General features: G+C 68.1%; 18 protein-coding genes. 8 read left to right on the top strand and 10 right to left on the bottom strand.

Annotation, left to right across the window (positions count from 1 at the left end; genetic code table 11):
* Positions 1-44 precede the first annotated feature (44 nt).
* The 4 genes from AX750_RS16760 (at position 45) to pgeF (ending at position 4,042) form a co-directional block, all read left to right on the top strand.
* Positions 45-1,061: an NADP-dependent oxidoreductase gene (locus AX750_RS16760; RefSeq protein WP_066724695.1), complete on the top strand. Its 1,017-nt coding sequence runs from the start codon at positions 45-47 to the stop codon at positions 1,059-1,061.
* Between the two features lie 246 nt (positions 1,062-1,307).
* Entirely contained in the window at positions 1,308-2,147 is an 840-nt protein-coding gene (gene lgt, locus AX750_RS16765; RefSeq protein ID WP_197426702.1) for a prolipoprotein diacylglyceryl transferase, read from the top strand.
* The gene (locus tag AX750_RS16770; RefSeq protein WP_066724698.1) at positions 2,144-3,241 is read left to right on the top strand and encodes a class I SAM-dependent methyltransferase; all 1,098 of its coding nucleotides are present in this window, start codon (positions 2,144-2,146) and stop codon (positions 3,239-3,241) included. The genes lgt and AX750_RS16770 overlap by 4 nt, the downstream gene beginning before the upstream one ends.
* A gap of 36 nt (positions 3,242-3,277) precedes the next feature.
* A complete protein-coding gene (gene pgeF, locus AX750_RS16775; protein WP_066724701.1) occupies positions 3,278-4,042 on the top strand; it encodes a peptidoglycan editing factor PgeF in 765 nt (254 codons plus the stop codon).
* Positions 4,043-4,045: 3 nt separating this feature from the next.
* Here the strand turns inward: pgeF and AX750_RS16780 are convergent, their stop codons facing one another.
* A complete protein-coding gene (locus AX750_RS16780; protein ID WP_066724704.1) occupies positions 4,046-4,339 on the bottom strand; it encodes a type II toxin-antitoxin system RelE/ParE family toxin in 294 nt (97 codons plus the stop codon).
* A complete protein-coding gene (locus AX750_RS16785) occupies positions 4,336-4,587 on the bottom strand; it encodes a type II toxin-antitoxin system ParD family antitoxin (protein ID WP_066724706.1) in 252 nt (83 codons plus the stop codon). The genes AX750_RS16780 and AX750_RS16785 overlap by 4 nt, the downstream gene beginning before the upstream one ends.
* Before the next feature lie 127 nt (positions 4,588-4,714).
* Between AX750_RS16785 and AX750_RS16790 the strand changes: the two genes are divergently transcribed.
* A complete protein-coding gene (locus tag AX750_RS16790; RefSeq protein ID WP_066724709.1) occupies positions 4,715-5,344 on the top strand; it encodes a 2-hydroxychromene-2-carboxylate isomerase in 630 nt (209 codons plus the stop codon).
* A 9-nt stretch (positions 5,345-5,353) separates the two neighbouring features.
* Here AX750_RS16790 and AX750_RS16795 read toward each other — a convergent pair whose 3' ends face one another.
* Together AX750_RS16795 and AX750_RS16800 are read right to left on the bottom strand one after the other, a co-directional pair.
* A complete protein-coding gene (locus tag AX750_RS16795) occupies positions 5,354-6,100 on the bottom strand; it encodes an SDR family oxidoreductase (protein ID WP_066724711.1) in 747 nt (248 codons plus the stop codon).
* Positions 6,093-6,953, bottom strand: a complete 861-nt coding sequence (locus AX750_RS16800; protein WP_066724713.1) for a glycosyltransferase family 2 protein — start codon at positions 6,951-6,953, stop codon at positions 6,093-6,095. The genes AX750_RS16795 and AX750_RS16800 overlap by 8 nt, the downstream gene beginning before the upstream one ends.
* Before the next feature lie 323 nt (positions 6,954-7,276).
* Between AX750_RS16800 and AX750_RS16805 the strand changes: the two genes are divergently transcribed.
* The gene (locus AX750_RS16805) at positions 7,277-7,936 is read left to right on the top strand and encodes an outer membrane protein (protein WP_066724715.1); all 660 of its coding nucleotides are present in this window, start codon (positions 7,277-7,279) and stop codon (positions 7,934-7,936) included.
* A gap of 154 nt (positions 7,937-8,090) precedes the next feature.
* Here the strand turns inward: AX750_RS16805 and AX750_RS16810 are convergent, their stop codons facing one another.
* From AX750_RS16810 to AX750_RS16825, 4 genes are read right to left on the bottom strand one after another with little or no spacing between them, the layout of a single operon-like run.
* Entirely contained in the window at positions 8,091-8,696 is a 606-nt protein-coding gene (locus AX750_RS16810; protein ID WP_066724717.1) for a glutathione S-transferase, read from the bottom strand.
* A 27-nt stretch (positions 8,697-8,723) separates the two neighbouring features.
* Positions 8,724-9,575 (bottom strand): 23S rRNA (adenine(2030)-N(6))-methyltransferase RlmJ, encoded by an 852-nt coding sequence (gene rlmJ, locus AX750_RS16815; RefSeq protein ID WP_066724720.1) that lies wholly within the window; start codon positions 9,573-9,575, stop codon positions 8,724-8,726.
* A 31-nt stretch (positions 9,576-9,606) separates the two neighbouring features.
* Entirely contained in the window at positions 9,607-10,275 is a 669-nt protein-coding gene (locus tag AX750_RS16820) for a ribonuclease T (RefSeq protein ID WP_066724723.1), read from the bottom strand.
* Positions 10,276-10,288: 13 nt separating this feature from the next.
* Positions 10,289-10,750, bottom strand: a complete 462-nt coding sequence (locus tag AX750_RS16825; RefSeq protein WP_066724726.1) for a hypothetical protein — start codon at positions 10,748-10,750, stop codon at positions 10,289-10,291.
* Between AX750_RS16825 and AX750_RS27075 the strand changes: the two genes are divergently transcribed.
* On the top strand, positions 10,749-10,883 hold the full coding sequence (locus tag AX750_RS27075) for a hypothetical protein (RefSeq protein WP_280939912.1): 135 nt from the start codon (positions 10,749-10,751) through the stop codon (positions 10,881-10,883). The two genes, AX750_RS16825 and AX750_RS27075, sit on opposite strands and share 2 nt — an antisense overlap.
* An 83-nt stretch (positions 10,884-10,966) precedes the next feature.
* Positions 10,967-11,602, top strand: coding sequence for a pyridoxamine 5'-phosphate oxidase family protein (locus tag AX750_RS16830; protein ID WP_066724844.1), 636 nt, complete (start codon positions 10,967-10,969; stop codon positions 11,600-11,602).
* A gap of 64 nt (positions 11,603-11,666) precedes the next feature.
* On the opposite strand, the gene dctP is transcribed toward AX750_RS16830, so the two are convergent.
* Both dctP and AX750_RS16840 read right to left on the bottom strand, forming a co-directional pair.
* Complete coding sequence (gene dctP / locus AX750_RS16835; protein WP_066724729.1) at positions 11,667-12,764, bottom strand: TRAP transporter substrate-binding protein DctP; 1,098 nt, start codon at positions 12,762-12,764, stop codon at positions 11,667-11,669.
* A 98-nt stretch (positions 12,765-12,862) separates the two neighbouring features.
* Complete coding sequence (locus AX750_RS16840) at positions 12,863-13,996, bottom strand: iron-containing alcohol dehydrogenase (RefSeq protein WP_066724731.1); 1,134 nt, start codon at positions 13,994-13,996, stop codon at positions 12,863-12,865.
* Between the last annotated feature and the right edge of the window lie 73 nt (positions 13,997-14,069).

Consider the following 14,069-nt stretch of genomic DNA (forward strand, 5'->3'; position numbering starts at 1 on the left):
GCGTCGCCATGTGCAGGCGACAGAATCGAGATCGAAAGCGCCGCATGTCCTTATCCGAACGTTTGCAGATCGTTCTTGCCTCGCGTCCCGAAGGGCGCCCTGCGCCTGCCAATTTTCGGGTGGAGCGGGCTGCGATGCCGACGCCTTCCGAAGGCGAGGTCCTGCTGAAGATCCTCTATCTCTCGCTCGATCCCTATATGCGCGGGCGGATGAGTGCGGCGAAGAGCTATGCTGCGCCGACCGAGATCGGCGCCGTCATGGAGGGCGGTACGGTCGCCGAGGTGCTGGAGAGCCGGCATCCGAACTTTGCGGCGGGCGACCTCGTGCTGTCCCATTCCGGCTGGCAGTCGCATGTGCTGGCGAAGGGCGAGCAGCTGCGCAAGCTCGATCCGGCTGCCGCGCCCGTCACCACGGCGCTCGGCGTTTTGGGAATGCCGGGCTTCACCGCCTATGCCGGTCTGCTGACCATCGGGCAGCCAAAGACCGAAGAGACCGTCGTCGTCGCGGCCGCCAGCGGCCCGGTCGGTTCGGCGGTCGGCCAGATCGCGAAGATCAAGGGCGCGCGCGCCGTCGGCATCGCGGGCGGGCCGGAGAAATGCGCGCTCGTTCGTGACACCTTCGGATTCGACGCGGTCATCGACCATCGCGCGCCGGATTTCGCGGCGCAGCTCGCGGCGGCCTGTCCGGAGGGCATCGACGTCTATTTCGAGAATGTCGGCGGCAAGGTCTGGGACGCGGTCTTCCCGCTGCTCAACACCTTCGCGCGCATCCCGGTCTGCGGGCTGGTCGCGCAGTACAACGCCACCGGGGATTTCGAGGGGCCCGACCGGCTGCCCGTGCTGATGCGGCAGGTTCTTTCGAAGAGCTTGCTGATCCGCGGCTTCATCCAGCGCGAATTCATCGCCCAGCGCCCGGACTTCGAGCGCGAGATGGCGGCCTGGATCGCCAGTGGCGCGGTGCACTACAAGGAAGACATCGTCGAGGGGCTGGAAAGCGCGCCCGAGGCCTTCATCGGGCTGCTCGAGGGCGGCAACTTCGGCAAGCTGATCGTGAAGCTCTAAGTCTGGGCTGGGGGGCGGGGCCTTTTTGCTTGACCTGCTGAGGTCGCCTTGCCCAAGTCCCGCCGATCTTGATCCTCCCGCGCCGTCACCCCGGGCGACCGAAGGGAGACCCGGGATCCATGCCTGAGCCTTCTTCGTGAGGGCTCCGGAATGGATCCCGGATCGGCGCCGCTTTGCGGCTTGTCCGGGATGACGGCGCGTTGGGACGAACGCATAAGCGCCATCACCGCCAACCGGATCCTGCCCATGCCAACCTTCGCCATCGCCTTCCCGGTGATCGACCCGGTCGCGCTGCAGCTCGGGCCGATCTCGGTCAAATGGTATGGGCTGGCCTATGTCGTCGGCCTGCTCGGCGGCTGGTGGTATGCGCGCCGGCTGGTTTCGTCCGAGCCGCTCTGGGCGGGGCGGGCGCGGCCGAAGGCCGACGAACTCGACGACATGCTGCTCTTCGTCGCGCTCGGCGTCGTTCTCGGCGGGCGGCTGGGCTTCGTGCTGTTCTACGATCTGGCGCGTTATCTCGCCCGGCCGCAGGACATCCTGGCGATCTGGCAGGGCGGCATGTCCTTCCATGGCGGGCTGATCGGCGCGACGCTGGGGTTGTGGCTGTTCGCGCGGCGGCGCGGCTATCCGGCGCTGGCGGTGTTCGACATCGCCGCCGCCGTCGTGCCGATCGGGCTGTTCCTGGGGCGCATCGCCAATTTCATCAATGCCGAGCTGTGGGGCCGGCCGGCGCCGGATGTGCCCTGGGCGATGGTGTTTCCGGGTGGCGGGCCGCTGCCGCGCCATCCGAGCCAGCTTTACGAGGCCTTCTCCGAGGGGCTGCTGCTCTTCATCCTGCTGGCGCTGCTGGTGCGGGCGGGCGGGCTGAAGCGGCCCGGCCTCGTCGCGGGTGTCTTCGGCATGGGCTATGCGGTGGCGCGCATCGTCTGCGAGTTCTTCCGCGAGCCCGACCCGCAGCTCGGCTTCCTGTTCGGGACCTCGGTCGATGCGCTCTCGGGCGGCATCACCATGGGCATGCTGCTCTCGCTGCCGCTGTTCGCGGCGGGGCTGGTTCTCGTGCTGCGCGCGCGGCGGGGCGCGGCGTGACCGCGCTGAAGGCGGAACTCATCCGCCTGATCGCGGAGGAGGGGCCGCTTCCCATCTCGCGCTTCATGGCGCTGTGCCTCGGCCATCCACGGCATGGTTACTATAGGACGCGCGATCCCTTCGGCGCGCAGGGCGACTTCACCACCGCGCCCGAGATCAGCCAGATGTTCGGCGAGATCATCGGGCTCTGGGCGGCCCATCTCTGGCAGGCGATGGGTCAGCCTGCGCGCGTCGCCCTGATCGAGATCGGCCCGGGCCGCGGAACGCTGATGGCCGACATGCTGCGTGCGACCCGCGTCATGCCCGGCTTTCGGGAGGCGCTGGCGGTGCATCTGGTCGAGACCAGCCCGGTGCTGCGCGAAATCCAGGCCGCGACGCTCGCTGGCAAGGCCGAGCCGGTCTGGCACGAGCGGATCGAGACCGCGCTTGAGGGGCCGGCGATCATCGTCGCCAATGAACTGCTCGACGCGCTGCCGCTCGACCAGTTCGTGATGACGGAGCAGGGCTGGCGCGAGCGACTCGTCGGGCTCGACGGCGAGGGGCGCCTCGCCTTCGGGCTGGCGGTGGCCGCTTCCGACGGAGTCGGGCCCGCAACGGCACCGACCGGCGCGGTGCTGGAACAGCCGCTGGCGGCCCTGTCTCTGGTCTCGACCGTCGCATCGCATCTGGCGCGGGCGGGTGGCGCGGCGCTCTTCATCGACTACGGCTCGCTGCAGTCGGGCTTCGGCGACACGCTGCAGGCGATGCGCCGGCACGCCTTCGTCGATCCGCTGGAGGAGCCCGGCGAGGCGGATCTCACCGTGCATGTCGATTTCGCCCGGATGGCCCAGGCGGCGCTGCGGGCGGGCGCCGCGATCCACGGCCCCGTCCGGCAGGCGGATTTCCTGCTGGCGCTCGGCCTGGCCGAGCGGGCGCAGAACCTGTCGACCAAGGCGACGCCGCAGCAAACGGCGTCGATCGGCGCGGCGTTCGACCGGCTGACCGAGCGGGGCGAAACCGCCATGGGCGATCTGTTCAAGGTTCTGGCCATTTCGCATCCGGGCTTGCCGCCGCTGCCCGGATTTGACCTTCATCGCCTGCCAGAGCAGGGCTGACATGGGCGGCTCCGCCCGCCGAAACCGGACGATACGATGTTCATCACCTCTCCCGATCTCGCCAGCGAACCCGGCATCCGCCACGCCTTCTTCACCCGGCAGGGCGGCGTCTCGACCGGCATCTACGCTTCGCTCAATGGCGGGCTGGGGTCGGCCGACGATCCGGAGGCGATCGCCGAGAACCGGAGGCGCATGGCGGCGCATCTCTCGGTCGAGCCGACCCATCTGGTCAGTCTCTATCAGGTGCATTCGGCCGATGTGGAGGTGGTGACAGGCCCCTGGCCGGCGGAGCGGCCGAAGGCCGACGCGATGGTGACGGCGGCTTTGGGCGTGGCGCTCGGTGTCTCCAGCGCCGATTGCGGGCCGATCTTGTTCGCCGACAGCGAGGCGCGGGTCGTTGGCGCGGCCCATTCGGGCTGGAAGGGCGCCTTCGGCGGCGTCGTGGCCGCGACGGTAACCGCGATGGAGAAGCTCGGCGCGCGGCGCGAGCGCATCATCGCCGTGCTCGGGCCGACGATCAGCGCCGCCGCCTATGAGGTCGGGCCGGAATTCATCGAGCGCTTCAAGGCCGAGAACGCGACCTATGCCCGCTTCTTCACGGCTTCCGAGCGCGCGGCGCATGCGATGTTCGATCTGCCAGCCTTCATCGGGCTGCGGGCGCAGGAGGCGGGAATCGGCCGTTTCCTCGATCTGTCGCTGTGCACCTATGGCGACGAGGAGCGGTTCTTCAGCTATCGCCGCACGACCCATCGCGGCGAGGAGGATTACGGGCGGCTGATCTCGGCGATCGCGCTGGTTTGACGATTACTTCAGGTGCCGAACGACGTCCTTGCTCTGGTGCAGGATGCGAACGATCTCGATGCGGTGGGCCGTTTTGCGATAGAAGACGACGTGAGATCCGACAGGGAATCTTCGGTGGTCTCGTTTGATCTCGTCGCAGGCCGGGCCCATGTCGGGTGTCTCAGCAAGATTCTCGATCGCCTGCTGAATGCGACGGAGATAGACGTTCGCTTGCGATCGGCCCCATTCGCGTTCGGAAAAGGCGGATATGTCCATCAGATCGGCGCTGGCGCGGCGACGCAGGATGAACCGCTTCAAGCGTGCTCCCCCGCCTTCTTCGTTTCCGCTTCGATGAAGGTGTCGAAGTCGAACTCCTCGTCAAAACCACTGGCCTCGCCCTCTTCGAGCGCGGCGCGCAATGCGGCGATCCGGGCCTCCTGATCTTCAAGCAGGCGCAAGCCAGCCCGCACCACTTCGCTGGCAGAGCCATAACGCCCTTTCTCGACCTCCGCTTCGATGAAGCTGACGAAATGGTCGCTGAGGCTGATCGAGGTATTCTTGCCCATGAGCTAATCCGAGTCGTTACCAAAATCGAGTATAGCGCTGCTCGCCCACCCTGTCATGCGTGGCCGCGCCTTTCCCCGGCTGGCCGGGCCGCTATCGTGCCCGCTCCCGCGTCGCCGAAAGCCGCCTATGCCCCGCACCATCGACTACTATTTCTCGCTGCATTCGCCCTGGACCTATCTAGGCCATGCGACCTTTCTCGACATCGCGGCGCGGCATGGCTGCCGGATCGTCTATCGGCCCGTGCCGCTGCGGGCGGTGTTCGACGAGACCGGCGGGTTGCCGCTGCCGAAGCGCCATCCGGTGCGCCAGCGCTACCGGTTGATGGACCTGCAGCGCTGGCGCGAGCGGCGCGGCGTGAAGCTTGTGCTGCAGCCGAAGCATTTCCCCTTCGATCCGTCGCTTGCCGACCGTTTCCTGATCGCGATCGTCCAGGCGGGCGGGGACCCCGGCCTGTTCATGGGGGAAATCATGGCGGGCGTCTGGTCCCGCGACGAGGACATGACGCAGCCCGAGGCGGTGGCCAGGGTGGCCCGTGCCTGCGGCTTCGATGCGCAGTCGCTTGCGCTCGCCGCCGAGAGCGAGGCGGTGATCGGGACCTATGAGGGCACCATCGCGGCGGCGGTGGCGGCCGGGGTGTTCGGCGCGCCGAGCTATGTGCTCGACGGCGAGGTGTTCTGGGGGCAGGACCGGCTCGAACTGCTCGACAGTGCGCTCGCCAGCGGCCGCGCGCCCTTCCGGCCGGATCCGGCCGCCTGATCGACGAGTTCAGCCGACGATGTCGGGCGTGCGCCAGCCGAGATGCTGGCCGGCGTCGACCGCGATCATCTGGCCGGTGACCGAGCGGGCACGGGCGAGGTAGAGCACCGCCTCCGCGATTTCGGCGGCGTCGATCTTGCGGCGCAGCAGCGTGCCGGCCGCCTCCTGCTCCATCGCCTCCGGCCCGTCATGCGGGTTCGGCAGCGTCGGGCCGGGACCGACGGCGTTGACGCGGATGCGCGGTGCCAGCGCCTGCGCCATCGTCTTGGTCGCGGTCAGCAAGGCGGCCTTGGTCAGGGTGTAGGAATAGTATTGCGGCGTCAGCTTCCAGACGCGCTGGTCGATGATGTTGACGATGGCGCCCTCGCGCCCCTCCGGGAGCCGGTTGGCGAGAGCTCCGGCAAGGACCGAAGGCGCCCGCAGATTGATCGAGAACTGGCGGTTCCAGGTCGGCACGTCGAGGGTCGTGACCTCGTCGACGAGGAAGCTGGAGGCATTGTTGACGAGCAGCGTGACGGGGCCGAGAGCGGCCTCCGCGGCCGGTATCAGGGCCGCCACGGCCTCCGGATCGGCCAGATCCGCGACCAGCACCGCAGCGCGGCCGCCGTCCCGGACGATTCCCGCCGCCAGCGAATCGGCCTCGTCGCGCGCGCTGCCGCAATGGATCGCGACGGCATAGCCATTCGCGGCCAGGCGCTCAACGATGGCGCGGCCGATGCGGCGGGCGCCGCCGGTCACGAGCGCGACGTCACCCATCGATCCGCTCTCCTATCTTCGACCGGGCTTGCCCGGAAGCGTCGGTCGAGCGGCGCTGCAGCCGCCGCTCCCAGTGCTTCGCCACCCGCAGATAACGGTAGAAGGCGTAGTTCATCGCGGTCATGAAGCCGTAGACGCCGCGCAGGGCATGACGCCGGCCGATATAGGCCTTGATGAAGTTGGCGGGGAACTCGACCGCGAGCCGGAACACCGACAGCGTCTGGCCGCGGCGGTCGAGATCGTCGGCCTGGGCGTCGCTGTAACTGTTGAGCTTGCTCATCTGTTCGCCGAGCGAGCGCACGGAGTAGTGATGTACCGTCCTCTTGAGGCGCGCGACACGCGCGCCAGGCGCGAGATCGACGCGGTCATGGACGGGCGAGGGCGAGTAGCGGCCCTTGTCCTTCCGGTAGAGCCGCACGGGGGCTAGCGCATAGGCGAAGCGGTGAGGCGCGGGCTCGCCAGGGAAGATCTCCGCAATGCGAATCTGGTAGGCGTCCGCGGCCGGGCCTGGGCCAGCGAACAGGCTGGCGATCTCTGCTGCGAGATCGGGCGGGACGACCTCGTCCGCATCGATGTTGAGCAACCAGTCATGCCGACACTGCTCTTCCGCGAAGCGCTTCTGCTGGCCATAGCCCGGCCAGGGATTGAAGACGACCCGGGCTCCAAGCCTCTCCGCGATGCCCTGCGTGCCGTCGGTCGAACCCGAATCGACGAGGACGATGTCGTCGCTCAGGCCGCGCACCGCTTCGATGGTGCGGCCGATCCGGTCCGCTTCGTCGCGGGCAATGATGAAGATCGAAAGCTGCGGCACCCTGTGTCCATCATTGGCCTGAGGCGCCCGTGGCTTAAGCATGCGACGGCAGGGGCCGCAAGCGGCCCTGGAAAAATGTGGCGAGAATGGGAACTCGACGTCAGGTCGCGAGTTGAGAGTGCGGGCCGAAGCGACGTGTCACGACATCGTTAGTATTCGGTTCACCATTAGCTGTGCTTTAACAGTGATTAACACGTTTTTACGCATTCGCCGCAGTCATCCCAATCGTGCCCCATTTTTGCCGCGGTCTGTGAGGCAGATGTGGTGCCGCTGCAACAGACAAAATCGTCGGCAGGTCTTATAACCGGCTCATCGACATCACCCGCCGGTCCCGCCGGCAAAACGACGACCCTCAGGAGTTCCAAATGAAGAAGTTTCTGCTTTCGAGCGTTGCGGCCCTCGGCCTCGTCGCCGCCGGCGCTGCCTCGGCCGCTGACCTGCCGTCCCGCAAGGGCCCGGTCGTCGCCCCGGTCTACGCCCCCGTCTTCACCTGGACCGGCTTCTACGTCGGTGCGAACGCCGGCTACGGCTTCGGCAACGTGAATGCCGGTACGGTGTTCGGTAACCGCACGGTCAACATCGGCGACCTCGACGGCTTCGTCGGCGGTGGCCAGGTCGGCTACAACTACCAGATGGGCCAGTTCGTCGTGGGCGTCGAGGCCGACATCCAGGGCGCCGACCTGAACTCGGGTTCGAGCTTCTTCGGTGACCGCGTTCGTACCGAGTACTTCGGCACGGTTCGCGGCCGCGTCGGCGTCGCCTTCGACCGGTTCATGCCCTACGTCACCGGTGGTTGGGCTTACGGCAACGTGAAGACCACGATCGGCGGCGTCGGCTCGACCGACAAGACCCACACCGGCGGCTACGCCGTCGGCGGCGGTCTCGAGTACGCCTTCACCAACAACTGGACCGCCAAGGTCGAGTACCTCTACGTCGACCTCGGCGAGAAGACGGTGTTCAACTCGGGCGTGAAGGTCGGCACCGACTTCTCGGTCGTCCGCGCCGGCCTGAACTACAAGTTCTAGTCTGCCTCCCCTCGCGGGGAAAAGAGAACCCGGTGGCTTCGGTCACCGGGTTTTTTGTTGTCTGGACTGGTTTTGCCGGCCTCTGCGGCCGATGGGAAACGCGGTCCTCCCAGAAAGGCCGGCCTCTGCGGAAAAGACCGGCGATGCGAGAGGGTCAGCCCTTGAACCGGGTCGCCTCGAAGGCGGGGACCTTCGTCGCGAAGGCATCGAGCCAGGCGACGAGCCGGGGATGATCAGTGCGCCAGGTCCCGGCGAAGCGCAGATCGAGATAGCCGAGCGCGCAGGCCAGCGCGATCTCGCCGATCCGCGGAGAATCCGGATAGGCGGGCGGCGCGGCCTCGAGCGACGCGAGCGCGCGCGAAACCTTGCCAGCCTGGTTGGCGACCCAGGCGGCGTTGCGGCCCTCCTCCGGGCGGAAACGCGTCTCGTAGACCTGCAGCAGCGCGGCATCGCAGAGTCCGTCCGCCAGCGCCTGCAGGCGCAGCTGCGCGAAGCGCTCCTCGCCCGTCGGGATCAGGCGTCCGCCGCCGGCAAGGTGGTCAAGATAATCGACGATCACGCGTGAATCGAACAGCGTCGTCCCGTCCTCCAGGACCAGCGTCGGAATCTTGCCGAGCGGATTCTGCTGGCGCAGTGGCTCGGACGGGTCGTTGGTGTCGGCGACGACGATCTCGATGCGATCGCTCAGGCCGAGTTCGGCGGCGGCCATCTTGACCTTGCGGCCGAAGGGGGAGGCGGGGGAGGAGCGGAGAACGAGCATCGGCAAAGCCTCGAGACTGCGGGCGTGTCAGCCGTCCGGACGGATCGGCTCGCATAGATAGCGCGGCTGCGGTCCTTGGGCGAGGCGTTCCGACAGGGCGGGGAGGATGATTCGGGCTTCGTCGCCGAGCATCCAGGGCGGGTTGACGATCAGCATGCCGGTGGCGCTGAGCCCGCCCGCCGCCTCTGGACGATCGACATCGATTTCCAGCCGCAGCAGCCGGCCGATGCCCGCTGCCAGAACCGAATCGACCAGGCCTTCGACAGCGCGGCGGTCCTTGATCGGGTACCAGACCGCGTAAATCCCGGTCGCCCATTTGCGATGCGCGGCGATCAGCTCCGCTGCCAGGGTTGCAAACTCGTCCTTCTCCTCGAATGGCGGATCGATGAGCACGACACCGCGCCGTTCTTTCGGGGGCACATTGCCGCGCAGGGCATTCCATCCGTCGATCGCGAGCGCCTTGCAGCGCTCGTCGCGTCCGATCGCGGCGACGAGTTTCTTGTGGGTCTGGGGGTGGAGTTCGGCTGCGATCAGCCGGTCGTCGCGGCGCATGGCCTGGCGGCAGAGCCAGGGGGAGCCGGGATAGGCGCTCGGCCCGTAGAGAGCACGTGCACCGGCAACGGCATCGCGCCAGGGCTTGAGCAGAGCCTCGACAGGAGGAGCGAGCGGTGCCTGGTCCAGCCGGGCGACGCCGTCCTTCCATTCATGCGTCCGCAGGGCTTCTTCCGAGCCGAGGTCGTAGCGGCCGGCGCCGGCATGGGTGTCGATGACGCGATAGGGCGTGTCCTTGGCGTTCAGATGCGTCAAGATGCGCATCAGAACGACATGTTTGAGGACATCGGCGAAGTTGCCGGCGTGGAAGCCGTGGCGGTAGTTCATGCCGCGCTCTTACGCGGCTTTGCGCCTTCTGTCAGCGCGGCGCCGGCACGGTGATGTCGCGCGTGCGGCAGCCTGAGCGGTCGACCTCCTGGCAGGTCTGGAAACTGCGCAGGTCCTTGGACAGGCAGATGCGGACCTCCTGCAGCACGCCGCGGCGGCAGGCGACCGACATCATGTCGGTCCGCAGTCCCGGATTCGCATCGACGAAGGCGCGCTCCAGATCGATGGCGGTCCAGTTCTGCTCGCGTTTGGGGTTTGCGAGCGCCGGCGGAATGATGATCTTCTCGCGCGCCCGGCGTGTGTCGGCGAAATAGTCGCTTGGGCTGGAGCCCGAGCAGGTGCCGTGCTTGCGCCACTGGTGTCGCGCAAGCCCTTCGCTGGGAAACAACCCCTTGGCCTGGTCGAGCGCAATGCGCGAGGGCGTGCGCCCGGCCGGCCCGCATTCACTGGGGTAGCCCTGCTCATGCTGCGGCCAGAGGCCGTGCACCACGAAGCCCAGGCCCGCGCCCTCGGCGCATTGCTCGCGATTGCGGTCGCGCTCCCCGTCGAGTTCGCAGAAGCCGGGCGACCAGGACAGCGCCAGGACATAGAAATCGAAGCTGCCGGGTTCTCCGCCGCGCTGGTTGCGGGGCTGGGCCTGGGCGGTCGTGGCCAATCCCAGGAGAAGCGGCAGGGCCAGTGCGAATCGGGCGAGGCGCATCGGCGGCTCCGCCTCAGGGACGGGCCATCTTGCAATCGGGCGCATAGGCGCGGTGGCGATCGAGCCCGCTGACGCACCAGTTGACGTTCCAGGTCCAGCCGAAGAGGCCGAGATTCTCCCGGACCGAATAGTCGATGCGGTGCAGCGTCCCGTCGTTCAGGGCGATGCGGCCGGTGCAGAAGCGGCGCGGAATCAGGTCGTCGCCGAGCGGCCGGAAGCCGATCGGCCGGATGCGGTCATAGGCCACCGCCTGAAGCGGGCCCCAGAAGCGGCTTTCGCGCGTGTTGAACCAGCTCGTGATCTCGCCCAGCACTGCGGGGTCGTCGCAGGCCGGCAGGGCGCCGGTCAGCGGCACGGTGCGGTTCTCGGCCCGGTCGGCCGGGTGGACGATGCGGCGGCCGGAGGCCTCGGCCGATGCGGCGGCCGTGAGCAGGGCGAGGGAAGCGAGAGCGGTTCGCAGCAGGGCGCGGCGCATGAAAGTCGGCCTCGTGGAGGGGCAGGAAGCGATGGCGCACGATGGCGGCGGCCGTTTGCGGGGTCAAGGCGGCGGCGAGGCGCCGGGGCATCGCGGCGCCGGCTGTGGCTTTTCGATCCGCCGCCGCATCTGACGGAATGGCCGCCGTGCGGCCAGGGCGCTGGCCCGCGAGCGGCGGATCGCGGAAAGTGGCGCGCGAGGATGCAGGAGGATGCCATGACGACGGAGAGCGACCGGGCCGCGACGGCCATCGCCGAACCCGCGGAGCTGCGGGCGCATATGGGCCCGGTCAACCCGCTGGCGGAACGCAAGGTGCTGGACCGGCTTGACGGGCATTGCCGCGATTTCATCGCGCTCTCGCCCTTCCTCGTGCTGGCGACGGCCGACGGCGAAGGCCGCGCCGACGCTAGCCCCCGCGGCGATGCGCCGGGCTTCGTCGAGGTGCTCGACGAGCGGACCCTGTTCATTCCGGACCGGCGCGGCAACAACCGGGTCGACAGCTTCGGCAATGTGCTGGCCTCGCCCGGCGTCGGGCTGATCTTCATGGTGCCAGGCATCGCCGAGACCTTGCGGGTCAACGGCCGCGCGACGCTGACGCGCGATCCCGACCTGCTCGCGCCCGCGACCGTGCAGGAGCGCATGCCGACGCTCGGCCTGCTGGTTTCGGTCGAGGAGGCCTTCTTCCATTGCGGCAAGGCGCTGATCCGGTCGAAGCTCTGGGATCCGGCGAGCCGGGTCGAGCGCAGCCGCTTTCCCTCGCTCGGGCGCATCATGGCGGATCAGACGAAGGCGGTGGGCGTCGCGGAGGCGGAGGCCAATCTCGAAGAGGCCTACCGGACGCGGCTCTACTGAGGACCGCTACGCAAATGCTTCCTCTCCGGGCCGCGACGGCCCGGAGAGGTGAGAGCCATGTCGCTCAGCGGCGGCTGCGCGAGCGGATCTGGTAGGCGTCGTAGTTGAACTCGGCCACCTGCTGCCAGAGCAGCTGCTCGTTGCGATAGGCCATCATGTGGTCGTGCAGCTTCTTGAACATCGGATTCTTGGCGCCGATCTCCTCGTAGAGTTCGGCGGCGGCCTTGGCGCAGGCGTCCATGATCTCCGGCGAGAAGCCGCGCAGCTGCGTTCCCGAGGCGATCAGCCGCTTGATCGCGGCCGGGTTGACGTCGTCGTATTTGGCGATGGTCAGCGAGTTGGCCTGATGCGCGGCGGCGACGAAGATCGCCTTGTCGGTGGCGCTGAGCTCGTTCCATTTCGAGCGGTTGATCATCAGCAGGATGGCGGACGCGCCCTCCCACCAGCCGGGATAGTAGTAATAGGGGGCGACGCGGCTGAAACCGAGCTTCTCGTCGTCATAGGGGCCGACCCATTCGGCGGCGTCGATCGTGCCGCGCTCCAGGGCGGGGTAGATGTCGCCGGCGGCGATCTGCTGGGGCACCGCGCCGAGCTTGGCGATGACCTGGCCGGCGAGACCGCCGATGCGGATCTTCAGGCCCTTGAGGTCATCGACCGTCTTGATCTCCTTGCGAAACCAGCCGGCCATCTGGGCATTGGTGTTGCCGATCGGCAGGCCGATGACATTGTACTGCGCCAGCAACTCGTTGAAGAGGGCGAGGCCGCCGCCCTGGAAGAACCAGGCGTTCTGCTGGCGGGTGTTGAGGCCGAAGGGCACCGCCGCGCCGAAGGCGAAGGAAGGGTCCTTGCCGACATAGTAGAAGGCGGCGGTGTCGCAGCATTCGACCGTGCCGTTCTGCACGGCATCGAGCGCCTGCAGGCCGGGAACCAGTTCGCCGGAAGCGAAATGCTGGAGTTGGATGCGCCCGCCCGACATGTCGGACACCGCCTTGAGGAAGATGTCGCCGGCGCCGAAGACCGCGTCGAGCGCCTTGGGGTAGCTCGAGGTCATGCGCCAGTTGATCGTCGCGGCCTGGGGCGCCTGGGCCGAGGCGGCCGTCGTGCCGGCGGCGAGGGCGGCTCCGGCCAGCCCGGTCTTCAGCATGTCGCGTCTGTTCGTCATCGTCGTTTCTCCCTGCTCGGCCCGCTTGTTCGGCTGGGGCCTTCCGATGGGGCGCGCCGGCCGGGCGGCCGGAGCGCAGTGATGCTGTCGCCGGTCCGTCAGCCGAAGGAGGCCTCCAGCATCGCGGCATAGTCGGCCGCTGTGGCGGCGCGCGGGTTGGTCGCGCTCGAATGGTCCTTGGTCGCGGCCTCGGCGATGGCGGGAATCACGCCGCGTGGCAGGCCCATGGCCGAGAGGCTGCCCGGCATGCCGAGGCGCGCGACGAGGCCGGCGATCCAATCGGCGAGGTCGGTGTCGGGTGCGAGGCCGAGCACCTTGCGGATCTCGGCATATTTCGCCTCCGCCTCAGCCGCGTTGAAGCGCAGGACGGCCGGCAGCAGGACGGCATTGAGTGTGCCGTGATGCAGCGAGATTTCCTTCAGCCCCCCAAGCGGATGGGAGAGGGCATGGACGGCGCCGAGCCCCTTCTGGAAGGTCAGGCCGCCCTGGAGCGCGGCCATCATCATCTCCTTGCGGGCCTCGCGGTCGCTGCCGTCCTTGACCGCGCGCTCGATGAAGCCGACGGCCCGCTTGAGTCCGTCCAGCGCGATCGCTTCCGCCGGCGGGTTCTCGCGCGGGCTGAGATAGGTCTCGATGCAGTGGGTGACGGCGTCCATGCCGGTGGCGGCGGTGAGCCAGGCGGGCAGTCCGAGCGTCAGCTCGGGGTCGCAGATCGCCAGACGCGGGATCAGGTGAGGCGAGATGAAGCCGAGCTTGCGACCGTCCTTCAGCGTGATCAGCGCCGCGCGGCCGACCTCGCTGCCTGTGCCCGAGGTCGTCGGCACGGCGATGACAGGGGCGACCGCGGCCGTGACTTTCGGGATACCGCCGAGGATCGCGGCATAGGTCTCGAGCGAGCCTTCATGGGTCGCCAGCAGCGCCACGCCCTTGGCGAGGTCGATCGGTGAACCGCCGCCGATGGCGACGAGCCCGTCGCAGCCATGCCGGCGGTAGAGTTCAAGCGCGGCCTCGACGGCCTCCTCTGTCGGGTTCGTCGGGGTGCCGTCGAACACCGGCGCGCTGGCGAGCGCGGGTGCCAGCGCCTGGACCTTCGCGACCAGGCCGGCCGCGACGATGCCCTTATCCGCGATGATCAGCGGCTTGGCGACGCCGAGCCCCGCCAGATCGGCCCCGATGGCGTCAATCTCGCCATAGCCGAATTTGACGGTCGTCAGATAGGTGATCAGGGCCATGAGTTTCCTCGCCTGTTGGTGCCAGTTAGCGACGGGCCACAGGCCCGCCGTATCGTGGTCTTACCGGTATGGC

It is taken from the genome of Methylobacterium sp. CCH7-A2 (assembly GCF_001557075.1).
Classification (GTDB): Bacteria; Pseudomonadota; Alphaproteobacteria; order Rhizobiales; family Beijerinckiaceae; genus Allobosea; species Allobosea massiliensis.